An 18,149-nucleotide genomic window follows, 5' to 3' on the forward strand; every position below is an offset into this window, starting at 1 on the left:
TGATAACCTTAATCTTCTATAGAAAATGTCGCCGGTACATGCTATAATAAAGAAGAAATGAAGTCGTTATAAGGTGGATAATATCATGTTATCACTTTTGGTGTTTTCTGATCTTAAGAGGATATAGTAACTTCAGAGAACAGAAACGTTAACAAAAACACTGTTTTATTGTATGTATAGGATGTAAAACATTTAATGTTAATAAGAGAGGATAATGTCAGCATGGATCGATTGGTTAAACGAATAAAGAAGAACAGGATTATTGCATTTGCATCCATTAGCAGTATTGCTGCCGGACTCGTTATTATATTTATAGGTATGACCTTTTATAAAAACAGTATTTCTAAGATTGGAATTGCGGAAGCAATCGATTATAGAACCTATCAATATCATTATGCAATCATATCCAAGGAAGCGGATGCTCCTTTTTGGGAAGCTATCTATCAGGGAGCCTTGGATCAGGGAAAAGAACAGAATGTATATGTTGAAAAAATCGGCAGTAACCTGTCTGTTTCATATTCCTTAAAGGATTTAATGTTAATGGCGATTGCTGCCAAGGTAGACGGTATCATTATCGAGCCGGATGATGAGGAGGATATGATAGAACTGATTAATATGGCTGATGAAGAAGGGATACCGGTGATTACCGTATTAAAGGATGCACCCCTTAGTAAGCGTAAAAGCTTCATTGGTATTAACAGTTATAACCAAGGCCAAATCTATGGAAAACAGGTTTTGGAGGTCTTGGGAGCAGGAAAACAAAAGGTTACGGTATTGTTTAATTCAGACGCAATGGAAGCCAGCCAAAACATCATATATTCCAGCATCCGTGAGATGGTTGATAATGAAAATGTTGAGGTTAAAACGGCTACAGTAAATACCCAGAGTGCCTTTAGTCCTGCAGAGGATATACGAAATATTATCATGGATACCCAAAACCCACCGGATGTATTGGTTTGTCTTTCTGCAGTTGACACAAAAAATGCATATCAGGCCGTCGTTGATTATAACAAGGTGGGTGACATCGATATTATAGGTTATTATGAAGAAGATTTAATTCTTAAAGCGATAGAAAAAGATATTATACATTCTACTATGACAATTGATGCAAAGCAGTTAGGGGCTATCTGTGTTGAGGCATTAACGGAGTTTAAAGAGACAAACCAGGTGAGTGATTATTTGACGGTTGATATCAGTGTTATCAATGGTGAAAACGTAAAGAGATATATAAAGGAAATTGAATCAGAGAAAGAAGTAATCAAGTAAGAGACTATATTGGTATTGTTTACACTTGAAGTGAGATATTAATGAAGAAAAATCAGGCTATGATGAAGCTATTATAGTTTGTACGATGGCTTCTCTTAATAAGTGAGGGTTGGTATGAAGACAAAAATGAAGAAAGGCTCAATACGGTTACGATTGGTACTAATATTTACCTTTACAACCTGTGTTGTTTTCTTTGTCAACATGTTTATGTATTACAATATTAATCGTTCCATTCAGACCATTGATGAAGTGTATGTCAGTAATGTGGAGCTGAATGAGCTGTTGGATGCATTAACAGATGTACAGGATTATGTATATGAATATCTTACAACGAAAAGCACCGATGCGCTTGAAAACTATTACCGCAGTGAACAGACTTACCAGAATATGGTAACTGGACTAAGCAGTGATATCACAGATAATCATATGATGATTATGCAAAAGAACATCAAAAACATATCGGAATCCTATCTGACTATCATCGATGAAACCGTTGATGCCAATCGAGGCAGAAATATTGAGAGAATTAAGATTAACTATGAAAAAGCTACAACGCTTTACGAATATATAAAAACGAATATTAACAGCTTAAACAATGAACTGTTTCAATACAATTCCAATAATTACGAACTATTATTAACCTCCTTACGTTATCTTGAAATTATAAGTACGGTGGTTTTGCTTGTGATTTCGCTTTTTAATGTTATTTTGATTATTGTGGTAACAAGAAGTATAACAGGACCGTTAATGAAACTGACGGAAGCTGCCAATGAAGTGGCTGCCGGTAATTTTGAAGTAGATCTGGTACAGGTGGATTCCTCGGATGAAGTTGAGATTGTGACTAAGGCCTTCAACACAATGACGGTCAGCATTCATCAGTATATTTTAAAAACAAAAGAGAGCATGGAATTAGAGAGTAGGATGAAGGAAAAAGAACTAATGATGACGAATCATCTAAAGGATGCCCAGCTAAAATATCTACAAGCACAGATTAATCCTCATTTTCTTTTTAACACCTTGAATGCAGGCGCTCAGCTGGCTATGATGGAGGGTGCAGATAAAACCTGTTTATTTATTGAGAACATGGCAGACTTTTTTAGATTTAATATGAAAAGCTTTGTGCAAGACTCCACTCTTAGGGATGAGATAAAATTGGTAGACAGCTATATCTATATTCTAAATGTTCGTTTTTCCGGTGAGATTCATTTTAACAAAGACATCGATGAAAGCCTCTTGGATGTAGTAGTACCCAGTATGATTTTGCAACCGGTGGTTGAAAATGCAGTGAACTACGGTATCCGAAATATTGAATACGAAGGTATAATCAATATGGAGATATATGAGGATGCGGACAATATTAATATCAGTATTACAGATAATGGAATCGGTATGGATGCAACAACGATAGATCGCATCATGCATCTTAAAATCGAGGAACGGGCCGTACCTAAGGAGCGGACCCTGACGAAGGATTCGAATGGTATCGGACTGGGTAATGTTATTAATCGCTTAAGGCTTTACTATGATAGAGAAGATGTATTTGAGATTAAAAGCGAAGGACAAAACATGGGGACGCAGGTAATTATTCATATTCCCAAATACGGAACAAAAACTGGTGACTTGGATGAATAAAGCTTAAGAAGGGGAGATGTTAAGTATGTATAAGATTATGTTGGCAGATGATGAGGGAATTGTAATTGATTCCTTACGTTTTATCATAGAAAAGAATTTTAGCAAAGATTGTCTTGTAGAGCATGCATCTACCGGAAGAAGCGTTATTGAGCTGGCAGAGAAATTTCAACCGGATATCGCCATTATGGATATTCATATGCCGGGTATTAACGGAATTGAAGCAATGAAGGAAATCAGAAAGACGAATAAGTCAGTCCTCTTTATTGTAATGACAGCTTTTGATAAATTTAATTATGCAAAAGAGGCTATCAATCTTGGAGTAATGGAATATTTGACCAAGCCGGTCAATCATACAGTAATTGTCAGCGTTCTACAAAGAGCTATGAATGTGATAGAGACAGATCGTAAAAAGCGCAGCAATGATTTGTTAATTCGTGAGAAATTAGAAATTGTAGTTCCGATCATAGAAAGTGACTTTATCTATGCGGTATTATCAGGGGATGATTTATCAAGGGAGATATGGAATTTTAAAAATCTTCTTAGTATTCAGGATGATTACGGTATGATTATGGTATTCGAATTTGGAGATGCATTGGTTGACGGGGTGCTTACGAATCCGGTCGGTATCAGTGTAAAGGCACAGTCCTTTTATACAATTATCCGAGAAAGCTTAAAGGCTGAGCTTAATTGTATCGTAGGTCCGATCATGGTGAATAAAATCGGAGTTTTTCTTCCCAGCTCCAAATCACAATTAGAGTATGATGATCGAACCACGTTAATTGAAAATGCAAGAAAACTGATACGGGATCTGACGAAACGGATTGATGTAGCATTTAAAGTAGGCATAGGATCCGTTACACCTTTAAATAAATTATATATTTCCTATAAAGAAGCAATGAATGCTGTTCGTAACAGTAAAAGCAGGGTAGCTCATGTTAAGGACCTTGCCATAGGCTGTGAATATGACGGCGAATATCCAATTGACATCGAACAGGCGCTCTTTGATATGATCGACAAGGGAGATATGGAAGGGACGAAGACAGAAGCGAATCTTTTCTTTAACTGGATGATAGAGCATTATCCCAATTGTGAGATGGATATTAAATTAAAAGTACTTGAATTTATTTTATTTGCAGAGCAGAGAGCCTTTCTAAGCGGTGGTATGACCTATTATTTTAAATATCGTTCAGGATATCTTAACACTTTAATTCAAATCAATAATTATGAGCAATTACGTCATTGGTTCCTTGATAAGATAACTGAGGCATGTCGAAATATTAATACTAAAAAAGAAGAACAAGCCTGCAGTGTGATAACTAAAGCAAAAGCCTATATGGAAGAAAACTATTCCAAGGATGTATCTTTAGATGATGTATCCAGAATTGTGGATATCAGTCCTTATTATTTTAGTAAATTATTTAAGGAGGAGACAGGAGAGAACTTTATTGAGTATCTAACCGGATTAAGAATTGAGAAAGCAAAGAAACTGCTTCAGAATAAAGACGTAAGTATCAAGAACATCTGTGTTGACACAGGATACAGTGACCCGAATTATTTCAGCCGTATCTTTAAAAAATATGTGGGATTGACACCTACGGAATTCAGGGAGAGGGTATAATGAGAAGAAAAGGTGCTGTACTGTTAATTTTTATTATGGTAGCTTTTAGTATGTCCGGTTGTAAGGACGGTGAAAAGAATACGAAGGAAGTGGATGACAAAGAGCAGAAAATTCAAATTGGGTTATCCTTTGATTCCTTTGTAATTGAAAGATGGCAAAGAGACCGGGAGGTATTCGTATTTACAGCGAAAGAGCTGGGAGCAGAAGTAAACGTGCAAAATGCGAATGGAGATATCAATAAACAGAAATCTCAAATCGAATATTTTATTGATAAGAAGGTGGATGTAATTGTATTGATAGCAGTAGATTCCGAAGCATGCGCTGATGTACTCAAAAAAGCAAAAGAAGAAGGAATTATAGTAATCGCCTATGATCGACTGGTACGTAATACCAACGCTGATTTATATATTTCCTTTGATAATGAAGAGGTTGGGAGACTTATGGCTAATACTTTGGTAAAGGATGTACCTAGCCAAGGAAATATTATAACTATCTTTGGTCCGACATCTGATCATAACGTACAACTGGTAGAAAAAGGCTTTAATGAAGTGATTGAGGACAGTGATTTAAATATCATAAACTCTGTCTATGCTAAGGGCTGGTTGGCAGAGGAAGGATATAGAGCTGTGAATGCAGCTTTAAGTATTACAGAGCAAATTGACGGTGTTCTATGTGGAAATGATAATTTAGCAAGTCAGGCAGTTAAGGCGTTGTCGGAAAACCGGATGGCTGGGGAAGTGATAGTAACAGGACAGGATGCAGAGTTGGCAGCCTGCCAGAGAATTGTTGAAGGCACACAAACGATGACAGTATTCAAGCCTGTGGATAAATTGGCAAAAAGCGCGGCTGAATATGCAGTGAAACTGGCTAAGGGTGAGGATATTGATGTGAAGGAAACAATCAATGATGGCAGTTATGAGGTGCCTTATGTGAAGCTGGAGCCAATTGCGGTTACGAAAGAAAATATTGATGAAGTTATTATTGGTGGTGGGTTTCATTATGAAGAAGATGTTTATCTGAATGTACCCGAAGCATTGGAGTAAAATCAATACACAAATCAATGCTACAAAATACACGAAATCCGGGTTGTACTAACCAAAGTGGATTCCATAGAACATATAATTTTAGATAACATCAAAACTATAGTTCGAAGCTCCTTATTATAGTTATCGCAATAATTAATTGAATGAAGGAAAATAGGAATTAATCTAAAATGTTAGTGATAGGACAATATTGTTTTATCATTAGCATTTTTTTGTTATGACATAATTTATCTGGAATTTTTTGGACAGTCGTATATTAAAATATACAGTATATCGCAAGTTAGTCCTATCTGCTATATGATATATTTTTTGTGTAGCAGTTAAATAACAAATTCAAGGGAGGATTTAATATGAAGAAAAAGCTATTCAGTATTGTATTATGCGTTATGCTGGTATCATCCTTACTGGCAGCCTGCGGTAAAGATTCCGAGACTGCATCCAAGGACGGTGCAAAAAAAGTTGGTGTTGCAATGCCTACAAAAGATTTACAACGTTGGAACCAAGACGGTGCTAATATGAAGAAAGAATTAGAGGCAGCAGGATATTCAGTAGATTTACAGTATGCTAATAATGATATTGCTACGCAGGTATCCCAAATTGAGAACATGATTACCAATGGTGTTGATGTTCTGGTTATCGCTTCCATCGATGGCGGTTCTTTAGGAACTGTTTTAGAAGAGGCTAAGAATAAAGATATCCCTGTAATTGCGTATGACCGTTTAATCATGGATACTGACGCAGTTTCTTATTACGCAACCTTTGATAACTATATGGTTGGAACCATTCAAGGCCAGTATATCGTAGATCAGTTAGATCTTGATAATCAGGCAGGACCTTTTAATATCGAGTTATTTACCGGTTCACCGGATGACAATAATGCCCGTTTCTTCTTCGGCGGAGCAATGGATGTATTAAATCCTTATATTGACAGTGGTAAATTAGTAATTCCTTCCGGTCAAAGAGCATTTGAAGAAGTAGCGACTCTTAACTGGTCAACAGAAGAAGCTCAGAAGCGTATGGAGAACTTGATCACAGCAAATTATGCGGATGGAACAAAACTAGATGTAGTATACTCCTCCAATGACTCCTGCGCACAAGGTATTACTAATGCTTTAGTTGGTGCAGGCTACACTGCAGACAATATGCCGATTATTACAGGACAGGATTGTGACATCTCTTCCACTAAGAACATTCTTGCTGGCTTACAGTCCATGTCAATCTTTAAGGATACTCGTGATCTGGCTGCGAAAGTAGTTGAAATGGTTGATGCAATTTTATCCGGCGATGAAGTTCCTGTGAATGATAAGGAAACCTATGATAACGGAACCGGTATCATCCCTACTTATCTTTGCGAGCCTGTATTTGCAGATGCATCCAATTATAAGGAATTATTAATTGACTCCGGATACTACACAGAGGATCAATTAAAATAATTTATTAGTTTGTCAAAAGGTACTGCCACATTTCAGAATACAATGAACATCTTTAGTAAACTAGCTTGCATAGTAGTAGATTGTACAGGGAGTACGGAAGGTAAGATTGACACTTACTTTATAATTTAAGATATTAGATAAGGTGTTGCATAATGAATGACCATGTTGTCATTCCAGGCAGGGTCTGCAAGGAATCTCATTCATGTAAGCATTAGCAACACCTTTTATCTGATAAGAGACATTCATTCTTAGTAAATCCATGTAGCCTTACAAAAGAATGAAATGTTCGCAATATAAACAGCATACTTATAGATGGCCTATTAGTTAAAGGTAAAATGTCTGACAAGACAGGCAATGCCAATTTTATTGGCATTGAGACGCATTGTGAGAGGAGGGGTTTTAATGGCGAATATGATGCTTGAAATGAGAAATATAACCAAACGCTTCCCCGGAGTTAAGGCTTTAGATAATGTTAATCTTCAAGTAGAAGAAGGAGAAATACATGCTTTAGTTGGAGAAAACGGTGCCGGAAAATCAACACTTATGAATGTGTTAAGCGGTATCTATCCATACGGAAGCTATGAAGGCGAGATTTTATATCAGGGAGAAGAATGTAGATTTAGTGAAATTAAGGATAGTGAAGAAAAGGGAATTGTAATCATTCATCAGGAACTCGCCTTGGTTCCTTATATGACAATTGGGGAGAATATGTTCCTTGGTAATGAGAGAGGTTTAAGGTATGGTATCAATTGGGAAGAAACCTACACGAAGGCAAATGAACTTCTGAATACGGTTGGTCTTCGAGAACCATCAAGAACTTTAGTAAAAGATATTGGTGTTGGCAAACAGCAGTTAGTAGAAATTGCAAAGGCACTGGCGAAAAACGTTAAATTATTAATTCTGGATGAACCCACAGCTTCCTTAAATGAAGCAGATTCAAGAAAACTATTGGATTTATTACTGCAGTTCAAGAAGGAAGGATTGACTTCGATTATAATATCTCATAAGTTAAATGAGATTTCGTATGTTGCGGATAAGATCACTATCATTCGTGACGGAGCAACGATAGAGACCTTAAATAACAAAACGGATGATATCAGTGAAGAGAGGATAATCCGTGGTATGGTAGGACGTGAACTTATAGATCGATTTCCGAAGAGGAGTGAGTCCCATATCGGTGAGATTGGACTTGAGGTTCGTAATTGGAATGTATATCATCCCCTTTATCATGGCCGCAAAGTAGTAGATGATGTATCATTCCATGTCAGAAAAGGCGAGGTGGTTGGTATTGCCGGTCTGATGGGTGCAGGACGTACCGAACTGGCGCTAAGTATTTTTGGAAAAAGCTATGGAACGAATATATCCGGTACACTTTTGATTGATAGCCAAGAAGTAAATCTGAAAAATACCAGACAAGCAATTGATAAAAAACTTGCTTACATTACGGAAGACAGAAAAGGGGACGGTTTAATCCTTGATAATCCTATCCGTATTAATACTACCCTTGCAAAAATGGATAAAGTAAGTAAAAATGGCATTATCGATAAAGATCTGGAAGTAATCGCTGCAAATGATTATATTCAAAAGCTTAAAACAAAATGTACCTCCATGGAACAAGTAGTAGGTAATCTTAGCGGTGGTAATCAACAGAAGGTATTAGTAGGTAAGTGGATGTTTGCAGATCCGGATATTTTAATACTTGATGAACCGACTCGTGGTATTGATGTTGGTGCGAAATATGAAATATATTGTATTATCAACCAGTTAGTTGCAGAAGGAAAATCAATTCTTTTGATTTCCTCAGAGCTGCCGGAGCTCCTTGGTATGTGTGACCGAATATATATCATGAATGAAGGCCGAATGGTCGGAGAAGTGATGAAAGAGGAAGCGACACAGGAGCTTATCATGGGACAAATTTTGAAATCAAGTAAAGGAGTGTAAACAATGGTTAAGGCAAGAGAGCTATTAAAAAAGAATATAATGCTGGTTGCATTGGTCGTAATTACCATCATATTTGCGATAGGAACAGAAGGAACTCTACTGGTACCACAGAATGTGACCAATCTGATTTCACAAAACGGCTATGTCGTAGTATTGGCAGTTGGTATGCTAATCTGTATCCTGACCGGTGGTAATATCGATTTATCGGTTGGATCCGTAGTTGCGTTAGTAGGAGCCATTGCGGGGACCTTAATTGTAAATATGGAATTGAATATTTGGTTATCCATTCTGATTTGTCTTGCTGTAGGTATCTTAATCGGTGTGTGGCAGGGCTTTTGGATCGCATTCGTTCGAATTCCTGCGTTTATCGTTACCTTAGCAGGTATGATGCTATGGAGAGGTGTAGCATTAATCGTACTAGACGGATTAACCATATCGAACTTTCCACAGAATTATCTGAAACTGTTTAATAGTTATGTACCCGATGTATTTGAGGGAGAGTTTAATGTAGTCAGTGTATTAATTGGTGTTGTGATATGTCTTGTCATTATTGCATTACAAATTATCAGCAGGATTAATAAGAAACGTAAAGGTTATGAACTGGAAAATCTTATATCTACATTGATAAAGACCGTCGCAATCTGCGGAGTTATCATTGCATTGACCGTAACCTTAGGAAGACATAATGGTTTTCCAATGATTTTAATATTACTTTCCGTAGTTGTAATCATCTATGGATATTATACAACAAAAACAGTTCCGGGACGTTATCTGTATGCTATGGGTGGCAATGAGAAGGCTGCGAAGCTTAGCGGAATAAAAACCAATAAGGTATTATTCTTAGCATATGTTAATATGTCCTTCTTAAGTGCAGTGGCAGCCTTAATGTGTGTAGCCCGATTTAATTCAGCAGCCCCTACCGCGGGAACAAACTATGAGTTGGTCGCTATCGGAGCCTGCTTCATTGGTGGTGCTTCCGCTTATGGTGGAATCGGTACCGTACCGGGAGTTGTAATCGGTGCAATCTTCATGGGTGTACTAAATAACGGTATGTCCATCATGGGTATTGACTCTAATGTTCAAAAAGTGGTGTTAGGTCTTGTATTATTGGCCGCTGTAGCATTTGACGTAATATCAAAACGTAGAAGCAAAAACGCTTAATTTCATTTATCTTTCCTTATATATATAGGCAGCCGGGTTAGTCGGCTGCCTGTTTGTATGCTGATTGATGGCAGCCGTTATTACTCGGGACAGTTATGCCGCATGTGTTTTCGACGCTTCCTACAGCCAATGACATATGAACGCGTTAATTTTCTTATGATTTAAGACTTTCCATCTTTTATGAAAAATGATAGAATAGATGCAGTTGTTATATTTATTGGATAGAAATTGTATTTTTATGCTTTTCATGTTGTTGACTAGAATTAAAATAGATACGAATAATAATTAGGTAAAGTAAAGATACGTCATAAGGAGGTAATAAACAGTGAATGAAGAAATTGCTGAACTGGATTTAGAGTTAAAGGGATTATTTATGGAAACTAAGATAGAAGAGATAAAAGAGATACTTCAAAATAAAACAGATGATGCAGTAAAAGAATTATCAGATCATAATTGGAATATTATCAAACGATATTATGAAGCAGAAAATTATCAATTATTATTTCGACACTTTAAATTTGTGGCTTATTCCTGTTTTTTGGTAGAATATGCTCATAACAGAGGATTAATTGGAGAGGACGTATTCGGTATTATGATGGCTGTTTATAATGACATCTATGAATTGAAGAGACAGAACAAGTAATGTATGACCTGCATATGATTGACAAAGCATGAATAAAAATGTAAAATGTGCTACATAGCATATTTCATACAACCTTTAATGTTGTATTTATTGAGAGGTTATGAGCACGTTTATAAATTATGAGTATATAAACCAGAATGGGAGGTAGGATAATGAAATTAATTATCCCTGAGGGCTATAAGCCGGCAATTGATATTAAGGAAACAGAAATTGGAATCAAATATGTAAAGGATTTCTTTGAAAGAGAACTGGCAAAACAACTTAATCTTACAAGAGTATCAGCGCCTTTATTTGTAAAACCGGAAACAGGTCTTAATGATAATTTGAATGGAGTTGAAAGGCCGGTTAGCTTTGGAGTGAAAGAACAAGACGATGCAGTTGTTGAAATTGTGCATTCCTTGGCAAAATGGAAAAGACAGGCTTTAAAGCGCTATGGTTTCTCACAGGGTGAAGGTCTTTATACAGATATGAATGCGATTCGTAGGGATGAAGATACGGATAATATTCATTCCATTTTTGTTGACCAATGGGATTGGGAGAAAATAATCGATAAAAGTGAACGTAATTTGGATACCTTGAAGGCTGTAGTTTGTAAGGTTTATGAGGCTTTGAAAAATACCGAGAAATATATAGCCGATAAATATGAGTATATTCATGAAATACTACCGCAGGAGATTTCTTTTGTTACTTCTCAGGAGTTGGAGGATCGGTATCCTAACCTTTCTCCGAAGGAAAGAGAAAATATTATTGCAAAGGAAAAGGGAGCTGTCTTTATTATGCAGATCGGTGGAGCATTACAGTCCGGAGAAAGACATGATGGTAGAGCACCGGATTATGATGACTGGTTATTAAACGGTGATATCATTGTTTATTATCCGGTTCTTGACATGGCTCTGGAGCTATCCTCCATGGGTATTCGTGTGGATGAAGATTCCCTTCGTAAGCAGCTTGAAATAAGTGGATGCATGGAAAGAGCAGAGCTTCCGTTCCAAAAGGCATTATTAAATAGAGAACTTCCCTATACCATTGGCGGTGGTATCGGACAATCAAGAATTTGTATGTTTTATCTACGCAAAGCTCATATCGGAGAGGTCCAATCCTCTGTATGGCCGGAAGATGTAATAGAAGAAACGGATAGTAAAGGTCTTCCCCTTCTATAGAAATCAAAAAGATAGAAGTTAACCCCTGATATTAAGTATAAATCCTCATGTTAAGGCCTGCATACATATGGATGTCAATAAATCAGGTGGCTGTCATATCTCCAATAGGATAAGGTGGTGATATACTGATGGTAAATTTATATCTCATTCGTCATGGTAGACAGAATAGTTCATTGTGTAATGTGGATGTGGAATTATCCACAGAAGGTCGTGCACAAGCGGAACAATTAAGGGAACGTTTGACAAGGTATAATATTGATGCTCTATATTCCAGTAATCTCATTCGTGCAGTGGAGACTGCAAAGATTATCAACCAGTCCCTGCATCTTCCTCATATGATAAAGGAGGAACTACGGGAGATATCCTTTGGTTTCATGGAAGGTAAAAGCGATGAGTATAATAATGAACATTACAAAGATTTTAAAGAGGAACAATATAAGTTACTGGAAGATATCCCATATCCGGGTGGAGAGAACGGAACCTCGGTATACGAAAGAGCTATGCCTGTGATTCAAGAGCTTGTTCAAGGAGATAAGAAGAACATAGTAGTGGTAACTCATGGGGGTACAATCAGAGTATTGCTAGCAGCACTGTTCGGTAAAAATCAGGCAAAACGTTTCTTATTCGGAGTTTCCTTGGAAAACACCAGTATTACGCAATTGGTTTATCATCCGGATTATGATCGGTTTTATCTCGAACGTTTCAATGATTTTGCTCATTTAGAGAGTCATCCAAAGCTTCTGCGCCGGAATTGGTGATTTAAAATATAATACTTTATTAATAATTTAATTAATATAAGCAGTACAAGGAAAGGGGGCTGTCGCACCAGTGGTTGCATAACTGCTGGTGGGCAGCTCCCTTTTTACTCAATTTTAGGATTTATCCAGATGATTTTGAGCACACAGCCTTCCTTACTTATGGTTCTCTCAAGATTAGCTTTTCGCATTCGGTTAAATAGCTTTGATGTCTCTAAGTTTTTAACCCGAGTGGCGTCTCGTAAAACTGGAATGTTTATCACATAAATTACTTAAAGAATAGCGTGTCTTTCGTTGGATAATAATCACAGGCTATTTATATAAACTTAAATGTGATAAACATTATTATGTAAAAAGGGCCTGCACTTTTATAGTGCGAATGCCCCTATTCTTGCCTATAGCTCATTAATATTAAGTGAACTTTAATATTAATGAGCTGTTTTGGTAATTTATTGAAATTCTAGAACTGGGCTGTATCTGGATGAGCTCCGGTTCTGCCTAAAGACTCCAAGGATTTCATTTCCTCAATATCTTCTTTAGAAATCTCGAAATCAAAGATATCAGCATTCTCTTTCATTCTATCGACTGAGGAAGCCTTCGGAAGTGGTAGAAAACCATGCTGGATACTCCAACGCAGAAGAAGTTGGGCTACGGATTTATTATACTTTTTCGCAATATTAATCAGTAAAGGATTATCCATCTGCCCCCTCAACAAAGGACTCCAGGCTTCTACAATAATTCTATGGTCTTTGCAATAATTAACGGCATCTTCCTGCACGTACTGGGGATGAAGCTCTAACTGATCAACCATAGGGGCAATGGTTGCAGTGTCGAGCAAGGCATCAATATGATGCTCCAAAAAGTTGCTCACTCCGATTGCACGGATTTTACCGGACTGATACAATTCTTCAAATGCCTTCCAGCTTCCTTCGTTAACTGCTTTCCAGTTTTCTCTAAACATAATTGGTCTGGGCCAATGAATCAAATACAAATCCAGATATTCAATCCCCAGATTGTTCATGGTAATGTCAAATTCCTTCAGGGTATTCTCATAACCATGACTAGGATTATCCAGCTTGCTGGTAACAAAGATTTCTGAACGCTTTAAACCGCATTCACGAATAGCCTTTCCGACGGCTATATCATTTTTATAGGAAAAAGCAGTATCTATGTGCCTGTATCCACAGTCTATGGCTGTCTTTACTACATCAACAGTATGCTCATCATTTAAGAGCTTCCATGTACCAAAACCTACACAAGGGATTTTCACTCCATTGGATAATACATAACTATCCTGTATACTGTTCATATCAATATCCTCCTTTTAAAATGGAAAAACAACTTCCACTTTCTACTCACATTTTTTAGTATGCCCTATTATTAGGATATCATTGTAATAAAATGAAAAACAAGAATAATAGTATCATATAGTTACACATCAGAATTCAAGTTAAAATTCTTTTTTAGCCATCTGGCGACACCATCCTGTGTGTTTCTGTCTATGATGGCATCTGCCTTTTGTTTTAATTCGGGTACGGCATTCGCTACAGCGTATGTGCGATTACTGGCATTAAAAAGTGGTATATCATTTAAATTATCCCCAAAGCATACGATAGTCTCCGGCTGCAGATAGTTACGAATAAATTGTACGGCGTGGAATTTTGAAGCGTAGATACTAAAGATTTCAAGATACCACATATCCTTGCTGTAATTATCCTTATAAAAGACACAGTTTAAATCAGATAGTTCAGAAACAACCTCAAATACCTGCTGAAGGGCTTCTTTTTTATCCATTAAGGAAAAATAAATCAAAGGGTCATCAGCTAGCCTAGAAAAACTTTCTATCTGTGTAAAGGGCTTTTTGTATTTCGTGACCCTTTCTTCATAGAAGTCTTTCAGGGCTTTATTACTAAGGTCTTCATAATAAGTTGCCAATACTCCGTCTTTAATAGCGTATGCAAATCCCTTTAAATTATGGCTGCTTATCAGTGCCATCAAAATTTCTCTGCTGGTTTTGCTAAAATATTCTACTTTAATATAGTCTTTTTTCATCGGATCATAGATACATACACCATTCATAAGAATAATTGGTAAGTGAATCGAAACATCCGCAAGAATCGGTTTCACGGTTGCCAGAGATCTTGCGGTCGCAACGGTAAAATGCATTCCTTGCTTCATAAGCTCATTTAAAATTGTAATGGTATTCGCTGACAACTCGACATTCGGTTGCAGTAAAGTTCCGTCTAAATCGGAGATATATAAGGTTTTCATAAGTGAATTATCCTTCCGTATGATAGAGTATAGAAAAGAAACTAAATTTCACTTAATTTAGCTTCATACTCCTCGTATAACTGTATCATCCGATCTGTCCATGTATCAAATTCGGGATCCGGACTTTGAAGTTCCTCATGGCTTAAAATATATGCAAGAGTTTTTCGAATACCCTGATCGAAGCGAACCGTTGCTTGAAAGCCAGGGACTAAACGTTTAATTTTTGTATTATCAAAAATAACGGTATGGGTTTTATCTCCTAAAAGGCCGCCGGACAGCTCTGGATCCGCTTTCGCCAACGTCTCTGAAGGAATATGGACGATGTTCGGTTTTACTCCCAGTGCAGAGCCAATGATTTCATAAATCTGATTCCAGGTAAGACTTTCATCAGAGGTTATATGAACGGTATCACCAATAGCATGAACATTACCCATCAAACCTACAAAGGCTTTGGCAAAATCTGTATTGTGTGTTAAGGTCCAAAGGGAACTGCCATCTCCGTGAATGATTACTTTCTTACCGTTTCGAATACGATCAATAACGCTGTAACTACCGTTTTTACCGTGAATAGCCAAAGGCACGGAAAAATCACCATAAGTATGGCTAGGACGAACAATTGTTACCGGGAAGCCGTTTTCGCGGTATTGCTTCATTAGATATTCCTCACAGGCTATCTTCTTACGGGAATATTCCCAGTAAGGATTTGATAGGGGAGTACTCTCCGTTATATATGGGCTTGCTAGGGGTTTTTGATAGGCTGAAGCTGAGCTAATAAATATATATTGCTTTGTTTTTCCTTCAAACAGACGAAAATCCCGTTCTAGGGCATCCGTGTCAAATGCGATAAACTGAGCGACAACATCAAATGTCATATTTTTAAGTTTGTCTTTAATGTCTGCTTCATTGTTGATATCAGCCTGAATTACTTTCACACCCTCCGGAACTAAATCCATCTTGTTTCCACGGTTAATAAGGTATAACTCAATGTCACATTGTGGTGCAAGGGCAGTGATAGCCGTACTGATGGTTCCGGTACCTCCAATAAATAATGCTTTCATTTGAAAACTCCTTCCCATAATATAGTTTAGTTTTGATTGAAATTATCTAATCTATGTATTGTAAATAAAATAAGTATGATATCTCCTACAACCAGAAGTGCGCAGATAATCGTAGCCTGAAAGTTATCCACTAGTAGACTTTGAAGACCGGTAAGCAAAGTAAGTACAGCAAACAGGTAGAAGGTAAAGAGATATAGCTTAATCGCAGTATTTAGCTTTTTAACTTTCAGAAAAAGAAAGAATTCATAAATAGAATAAGCAAATACCAGAAGTGCCAGTACTAGATTAAGCGGTGTATTATTCAGCCTGTATGAAATGAAATTCCCAGAAATCAAAAGTATAACAGCACTCCATTTTCCGATTGTGTAAAGTCTTTTTTTATCCATAGTTACCATCCTTTATTATTAATTACCCACGTATCTGATTCATGGGTGTACGCTTGGTGATATCTATTAGTTGAAGGTTATTTGATTTTGTATTATAAGCTTCTTACCGCATTCTATACCAGTAATTTTACTTTCATATCATCAATGGGATTTAATCTGTATTCCTCCACTAAATAACCGAAGATATAATAGTCGGTTTGAACATTTAGTATTACTCCTTTTTTAATGTAACCCTCCTGGCGAAAACCAAGTTTTTCGGCAACCCGAACAGAACCTTTATTATTATGGAAGCATCGTATCTGAAGCCGGGTTAGATCCATGTATTCAAAGGCGAATTTTACTACAGCTTGTCCGGCTTCCGAAGCAAATCCCTGACCCCAATAGTTTTTATTAATTCTATAACCGATATCCGCCTGCTTCTTTAGATGAAAATCATATAAAACGATTTCTCCAATCACTTTATGCGAATCCTTTAATTCCATTAACCAGGTAAGCTCGCGTCCTGCCTTGTATTCCTCCATGGTAGCCTGATAGTGATAATCCAGTTTAATAACTGTTTCAGGTTTTTTGGTCCCATCCGTATCATTGGCTTCATCATATAAACCCCAGAAACGATAGACACTGTAATCATTGATAAATTCCAAACTGTCCTTTCCGTCGGATTTGCTATTGGTAATCTGACGAAGTATCAGTCGTTCGGTTTCCATGGGAGGTAAATTTTGAAAGCATAAATCATAACTCATAGGAAAGCTCCTTTCTTATCTTCCGGTTTTTAATGTAACTTTATTATAAACCCTAATATGAGGTAAATATCCAGTGAAAGAGATATAAATTAAGAAAATAACACTCGCCCAATTATATATAATGTTCAATAAATATTTTCAAACCGATTACAATAAGGATAAAACCGCCGACAAACCTTGCCCGTAAACCTAAAATGGTACCGAATTTACGACCCATAAAGATCCCAAAGCAACAGCAAAGGAATGTCACTAGACCAATAAATACAGATGTGGTTACGATATTAAGGTTCATGGCCAGCATACTAACCCCTGCTGCTAATGCATCAATACTGGTCGCAATACCTTGTAAAACTAAATTTTTGGCAGAAAAGATATTCTTTGTTTGACAGGCCAATTCTTCGGGGTTGTTTTTTTCCTTTATAGCCTCCGTAATCATATTAATTCCAATAGAAGAGAGTAAAATTAATGCTACCCAATGCTGATAACGATTAATAATCTGAGTAAAGTTACTTCCTAAGAAGTAACCAATCAGCGGCATGATACACTGAAAAAATCCAAAAGTAAATGCCGTTGCAATTGCATTTTTTTTATTCATTCTGCAACAGCACATACCATTTGTTACAGAGACCGCAAAGGCATCAGCGGATAGACCAAGTGCCAGAAATAATGAAGTAATTATATTCATTGCTATATCCTTCCATAAATTCATTACATTAATCAGATGAAAGTAAGCTTCTTAACATACGAGTTTTAGAAACTATCTACGTAAAAAATTGCTCATGCATGGATTATTCATCTCGCCACACATGAGTCCTGTTTGCATAATAAAATAACTAAAATATTATGATATAGAAAAAAGTATTTATATGATATAACATAGGTATGAAATACAGAGTATCGTAAAGCAATTGTTGATAGTGTAAAATATCTTGTGTAAATAAAATAGAGAAACTCCAAGGCTTATGGTAAAATAATTAACGACCAAGCCAATCAATCACCAATACAAAGGAGTTTCTCTATGACGAATAATAACACAAAC

At 36.7% G+C, this 18,149-nt stretch carries 16 protein-coding genes; 10 read left to right on the forward strand and 6 right to left on the reverse strand.

What is annotated here, in order from left to right:
* Positions 1–195 precede the first annotated feature (195 nt).
* The 10 genes from I5677_RS15165 to I5677_RS15210 all read left to right on the forward strand — a co-directional run bounded on the left by I5677_RS15165 (position 196) and on the right by I5677_RS15210 (position 12,655).
* Positions 196–1,266, forward strand: coding sequence for a substrate-binding domain-containing protein (locus I5677_RS15165; protein WP_197662491.1), 1,071 nt, complete (start codon positions 196–198; stop codon positions 1,264–1,266).
* Between the two features lie 114 nt (positions 1,267–1,380).
* Entirely contained in the window at positions 1,381–2,898 is a 1,518-nt protein-coding gene (locus tag I5677_RS15170; RefSeq protein WP_197662492.1) for a sensor histidine kinase, read from the forward strand.
* Between the two features lie 25 nt (positions 2,899–2,923).
* Positions 2,924–4,516 carry a helix-turn-helix domain-containing protein gene (locus tag I5677_RS15175; protein WP_197662493.1) on the forward strand — a complete coding sequence of 531 codons (1,593 nt, stop codon included), beginning with the start codon at positions 2,924–2,926 and terminating at the stop codon, positions 4,514–4,516.
* Positions 4,516–5,559, forward strand: a complete 1,044-nt coding sequence (locus I5677_RS15180; protein ID WP_197662494.1) for a sugar ABC transporter substrate-binding protein — start codon at positions 4,516–4,518, stop codon at positions 5,557–5,559. Before I5677_RS15175 ends, I5677_RS15180 begins: the two co-directional genes overlap by 1 nt.
* A 350-nt stretch (positions 5,560–5,909) precedes the next feature.
* Positions 5,910–6,992 carry a multiple monosaccharide ABC transporter substrate-binding protein gene (gene chvE / locus I5677_RS15185; RefSeq protein WP_197662495.1) on the forward strand — a complete coding sequence of 361 codons (1,083 nt, stop codon included), beginning with the start codon at positions 5,910–5,912 and terminating at the stop codon, positions 6,990–6,992.
* A 402-nt stretch (positions 6,993–7,394) separates the two neighbouring features.
* Positions 7,395–8,933 carry a multiple monosaccharide ABC transporter ATP-binding protein gene (gene mmsA / locus I5677_RS15190; RefSeq protein WP_197662496.1) on the forward strand — a complete coding sequence of 513 codons (1,539 nt, stop codon included), beginning with the start codon at positions 7,395–7,397 and terminating at the stop codon, positions 8,931–8,933.
* Between the two features lie 3 nt (positions 8,934–8,936).
* Positions 8,937–10,094 carry a multiple monosaccharide ABC transporter permease gene (gene mmsB, locus I5677_RS15195; protein WP_197662497.1) on the forward strand — a complete coding sequence of 386 codons (1,158 nt, stop codon included), beginning with the start codon at positions 8,937–8,939 and terminating at the stop codon, positions 10,092–10,094.
* Positions 10,095–10,419: 325 nt separating this feature from the next.
* The gene (locus tag I5677_RS15200) at positions 10,420–10,737 is read left to right on the forward strand and encodes a hypothetical protein (protein WP_197662498.1); all 318 of its coding nucleotides are present in this window, start codon (positions 10,420–10,422) and stop codon (positions 10,735–10,737) included.
* 149 nt (positions 10,738–10,886) lie between these two features.
* Positions 10,887–11,897, forward strand: coding sequence for an aspartate--ammonia ligase (gene asnA, locus I5677_RS15205; protein ID WP_334298807.1), 1,011 nt, complete (start codon positions 10,887–10,889; stop codon positions 11,895–11,897).
* 128 nt (positions 11,898–12,025) lie between these two features.
* The gene (locus I5677_RS15210) at positions 12,026–12,655 is read left to right on the forward strand and encodes a histidine phosphatase family protein (protein ID WP_197662500.1); all 630 of its coding nucleotides are present in this window, start codon (positions 12,026–12,028) and stop codon (positions 12,653–12,655) included.
* Between the two features lie 457 nt (positions 12,656–13,112).
* Here I5677_RS15210 and I5677_RS15215 read toward each other — a convergent pair whose 3' ends face one another.
* The 6 genes from I5677_RS15215 to I5677_RS15240 all read right to left on the reverse strand — a co-directional run bounded on the left by I5677_RS15215 (position 13,113) and on the right by I5677_RS15240 (position 17,795).
* Entirely contained in the window at positions 13,113–13,961 is an 849-nt protein-coding gene (locus I5677_RS15215) for an aldo/keto reductase (protein ID WP_197662501.1), read from the reverse strand.
* Between the two features lie 122 nt (positions 13,962–14,083).
* A complete protein-coding gene (locus tag I5677_RS15220; protein ID WP_197662502.1) occupies positions 14,084–14,923 on the reverse strand; it encodes an HAD-IIB family hydrolase in 840 nt (279 codons plus the stop codon).
* A 41-nt stretch (positions 14,924–14,964) separates the two neighbouring features.
* The gene (locus I5677_RS15225; RefSeq protein ID WP_197662503.1) at positions 14,965–15,981 is read right to left on the reverse strand and encodes an SDR family oxidoreductase; all 1,017 of its coding nucleotides are present in this window, start codon (positions 15,979–15,981) and stop codon (positions 14,965–14,967) included.
* Between the two features lie 26 nt (positions 15,982–16,007).
* Positions 16,008–16,367, reverse strand: a complete 360-nt coding sequence (locus I5677_RS15230) for a hypothetical protein (protein WP_197662504.1) — start codon at positions 16,365–16,367, stop codon at positions 16,008–16,010.
* Between the two features lie 113 nt (positions 16,368–16,480).
* Positions 16,481–17,110 carry a GNAT family N-acetyltransferase gene (locus I5677_RS15235; protein WP_197662505.1) on the reverse strand — a complete coding sequence of 210 codons (630 nt, stop codon included), beginning with the start codon at positions 17,108–17,110 and terminating at the stop codon, positions 16,481–16,483.
* A 112-nt stretch (positions 17,111–17,222) separates the two neighbouring features.
* Complete coding sequence (locus I5677_RS15240) at positions 17,223–17,795, reverse strand: manganese efflux pump MntP (RefSeq protein ID WP_197662506.1); 573 nt, start codon at positions 17,793–17,795, stop codon at positions 17,223–17,225.
* Positions 17,796–18,149: the final 354 nt, after the last annotated feature.

Origin of the sequence: Mobilitalea sibirica, assembly GCF_015999265.1 — a bacterium.
GTDB classification, from domain to species: domain Bacteria; phylum Bacillota; class Clostridia; order Lachnospirales; family Lachnospiraceae; genus Mobilitalea; species Mobilitalea sibirica.

What these genes read in the sequence shown, in the direction of transcription:
- I5677_RS15165 (WP_197662491.1), top strand. Translation starts at nt 196, where the DNA reads ATGTTAATAAGAGAGGATAATGTCAGCATGGATCGATTGGTTAAACGA.
- I5677_RS15170 (WP_197662492.1), top strand. Translation starts at nt 1,381, where the DNA reads ATGAAGACAAAAATGAAGAAAGGCTCAATACGGTTACGATTGGTACTA.
- I5677_RS15175 (WP_197662493.1), top strand. Translation starts at nt 2,924, where the DNA reads ATGTATAAGATTATGTTGGCAGATGATGAGGGAATTGTAATTGATTCC.
- I5677_RS15180 (WP_197662494.1), top strand. Translation starts at nt 4,516, where the DNA reads ATGAGAAGAAAAGGTGCTGTACTGTTAATTTTTATTATGGTAGCTTTT.
- chvE (WP_197662495.1), top strand. Translation starts at nt 5,910, where the DNA reads ATGAAGAAAAAGCTATTCAGTATTGTATTATGCGTTATGCTGGTATCA.
- mmsA (WP_197662496.1), top strand. Translation starts at nt 7,395, where the DNA reads ATGGCGAATATGATGCTTGAAATGAGAAATATAACCAAACGCTTCCCC.
- mmsB (WP_197662497.1), top strand. Translation starts at nt 8,937, where the DNA reads ATGGTTAAGGCAAGAGAGCTATTAAAAAAGAATATAATGCTGGTTGCA.
- I5677_RS15210 (WP_197662500.1), top strand. Translation starts at nt 12,026, where the DNA reads ATGGTAAATTTATATCTCATTCGTCATGGTAGACAGAATAGTTCATTG.
- I5677_RS15215 (WP_197662501.1), bottom strand. Translation starts at nt 13,961, where the DNA reads ATGAACAGTATACAGGATAGTTATGTATTATCCAATGGAGTGAAAATC.
- I5677_RS15220 (WP_197662502.1), bottom strand. Translation starts at nt 14,923, where the DNA reads ATGAAAACCTTATATATCTCCGATTTAGACGGAACTTTACTGCAACCG.
- I5677_RS15225 (WP_197662503.1), bottom strand. Translation starts at nt 15,981, where the DNA reads ATGAAAGCATTATTTATTGGAGGTACCGGAACCATCAGTACGGCTATC.
- I5677_RS15230 (WP_197662504.1), bottom strand. Translation starts at nt 16,367, where the DNA reads ATGGATAAAAAAAGACTTTACACAATCGGAAAATGGAGTGCTGTTATA.
- I5677_RS15235 (WP_197662505.1), bottom strand. Translation starts at nt 17,110, where the DNA reads ATGAGTTATGATTTATGCTTTCAAAATTTACCTCCCATGGAAACCGAA.
- I5677_RS15240 (WP_197662506.1), bottom strand. Translation starts at nt 17,795, where the DNA reads ATGAATATAATTACTTCATTATTTCTGGCACTTGGTCTATCCGCTGAT.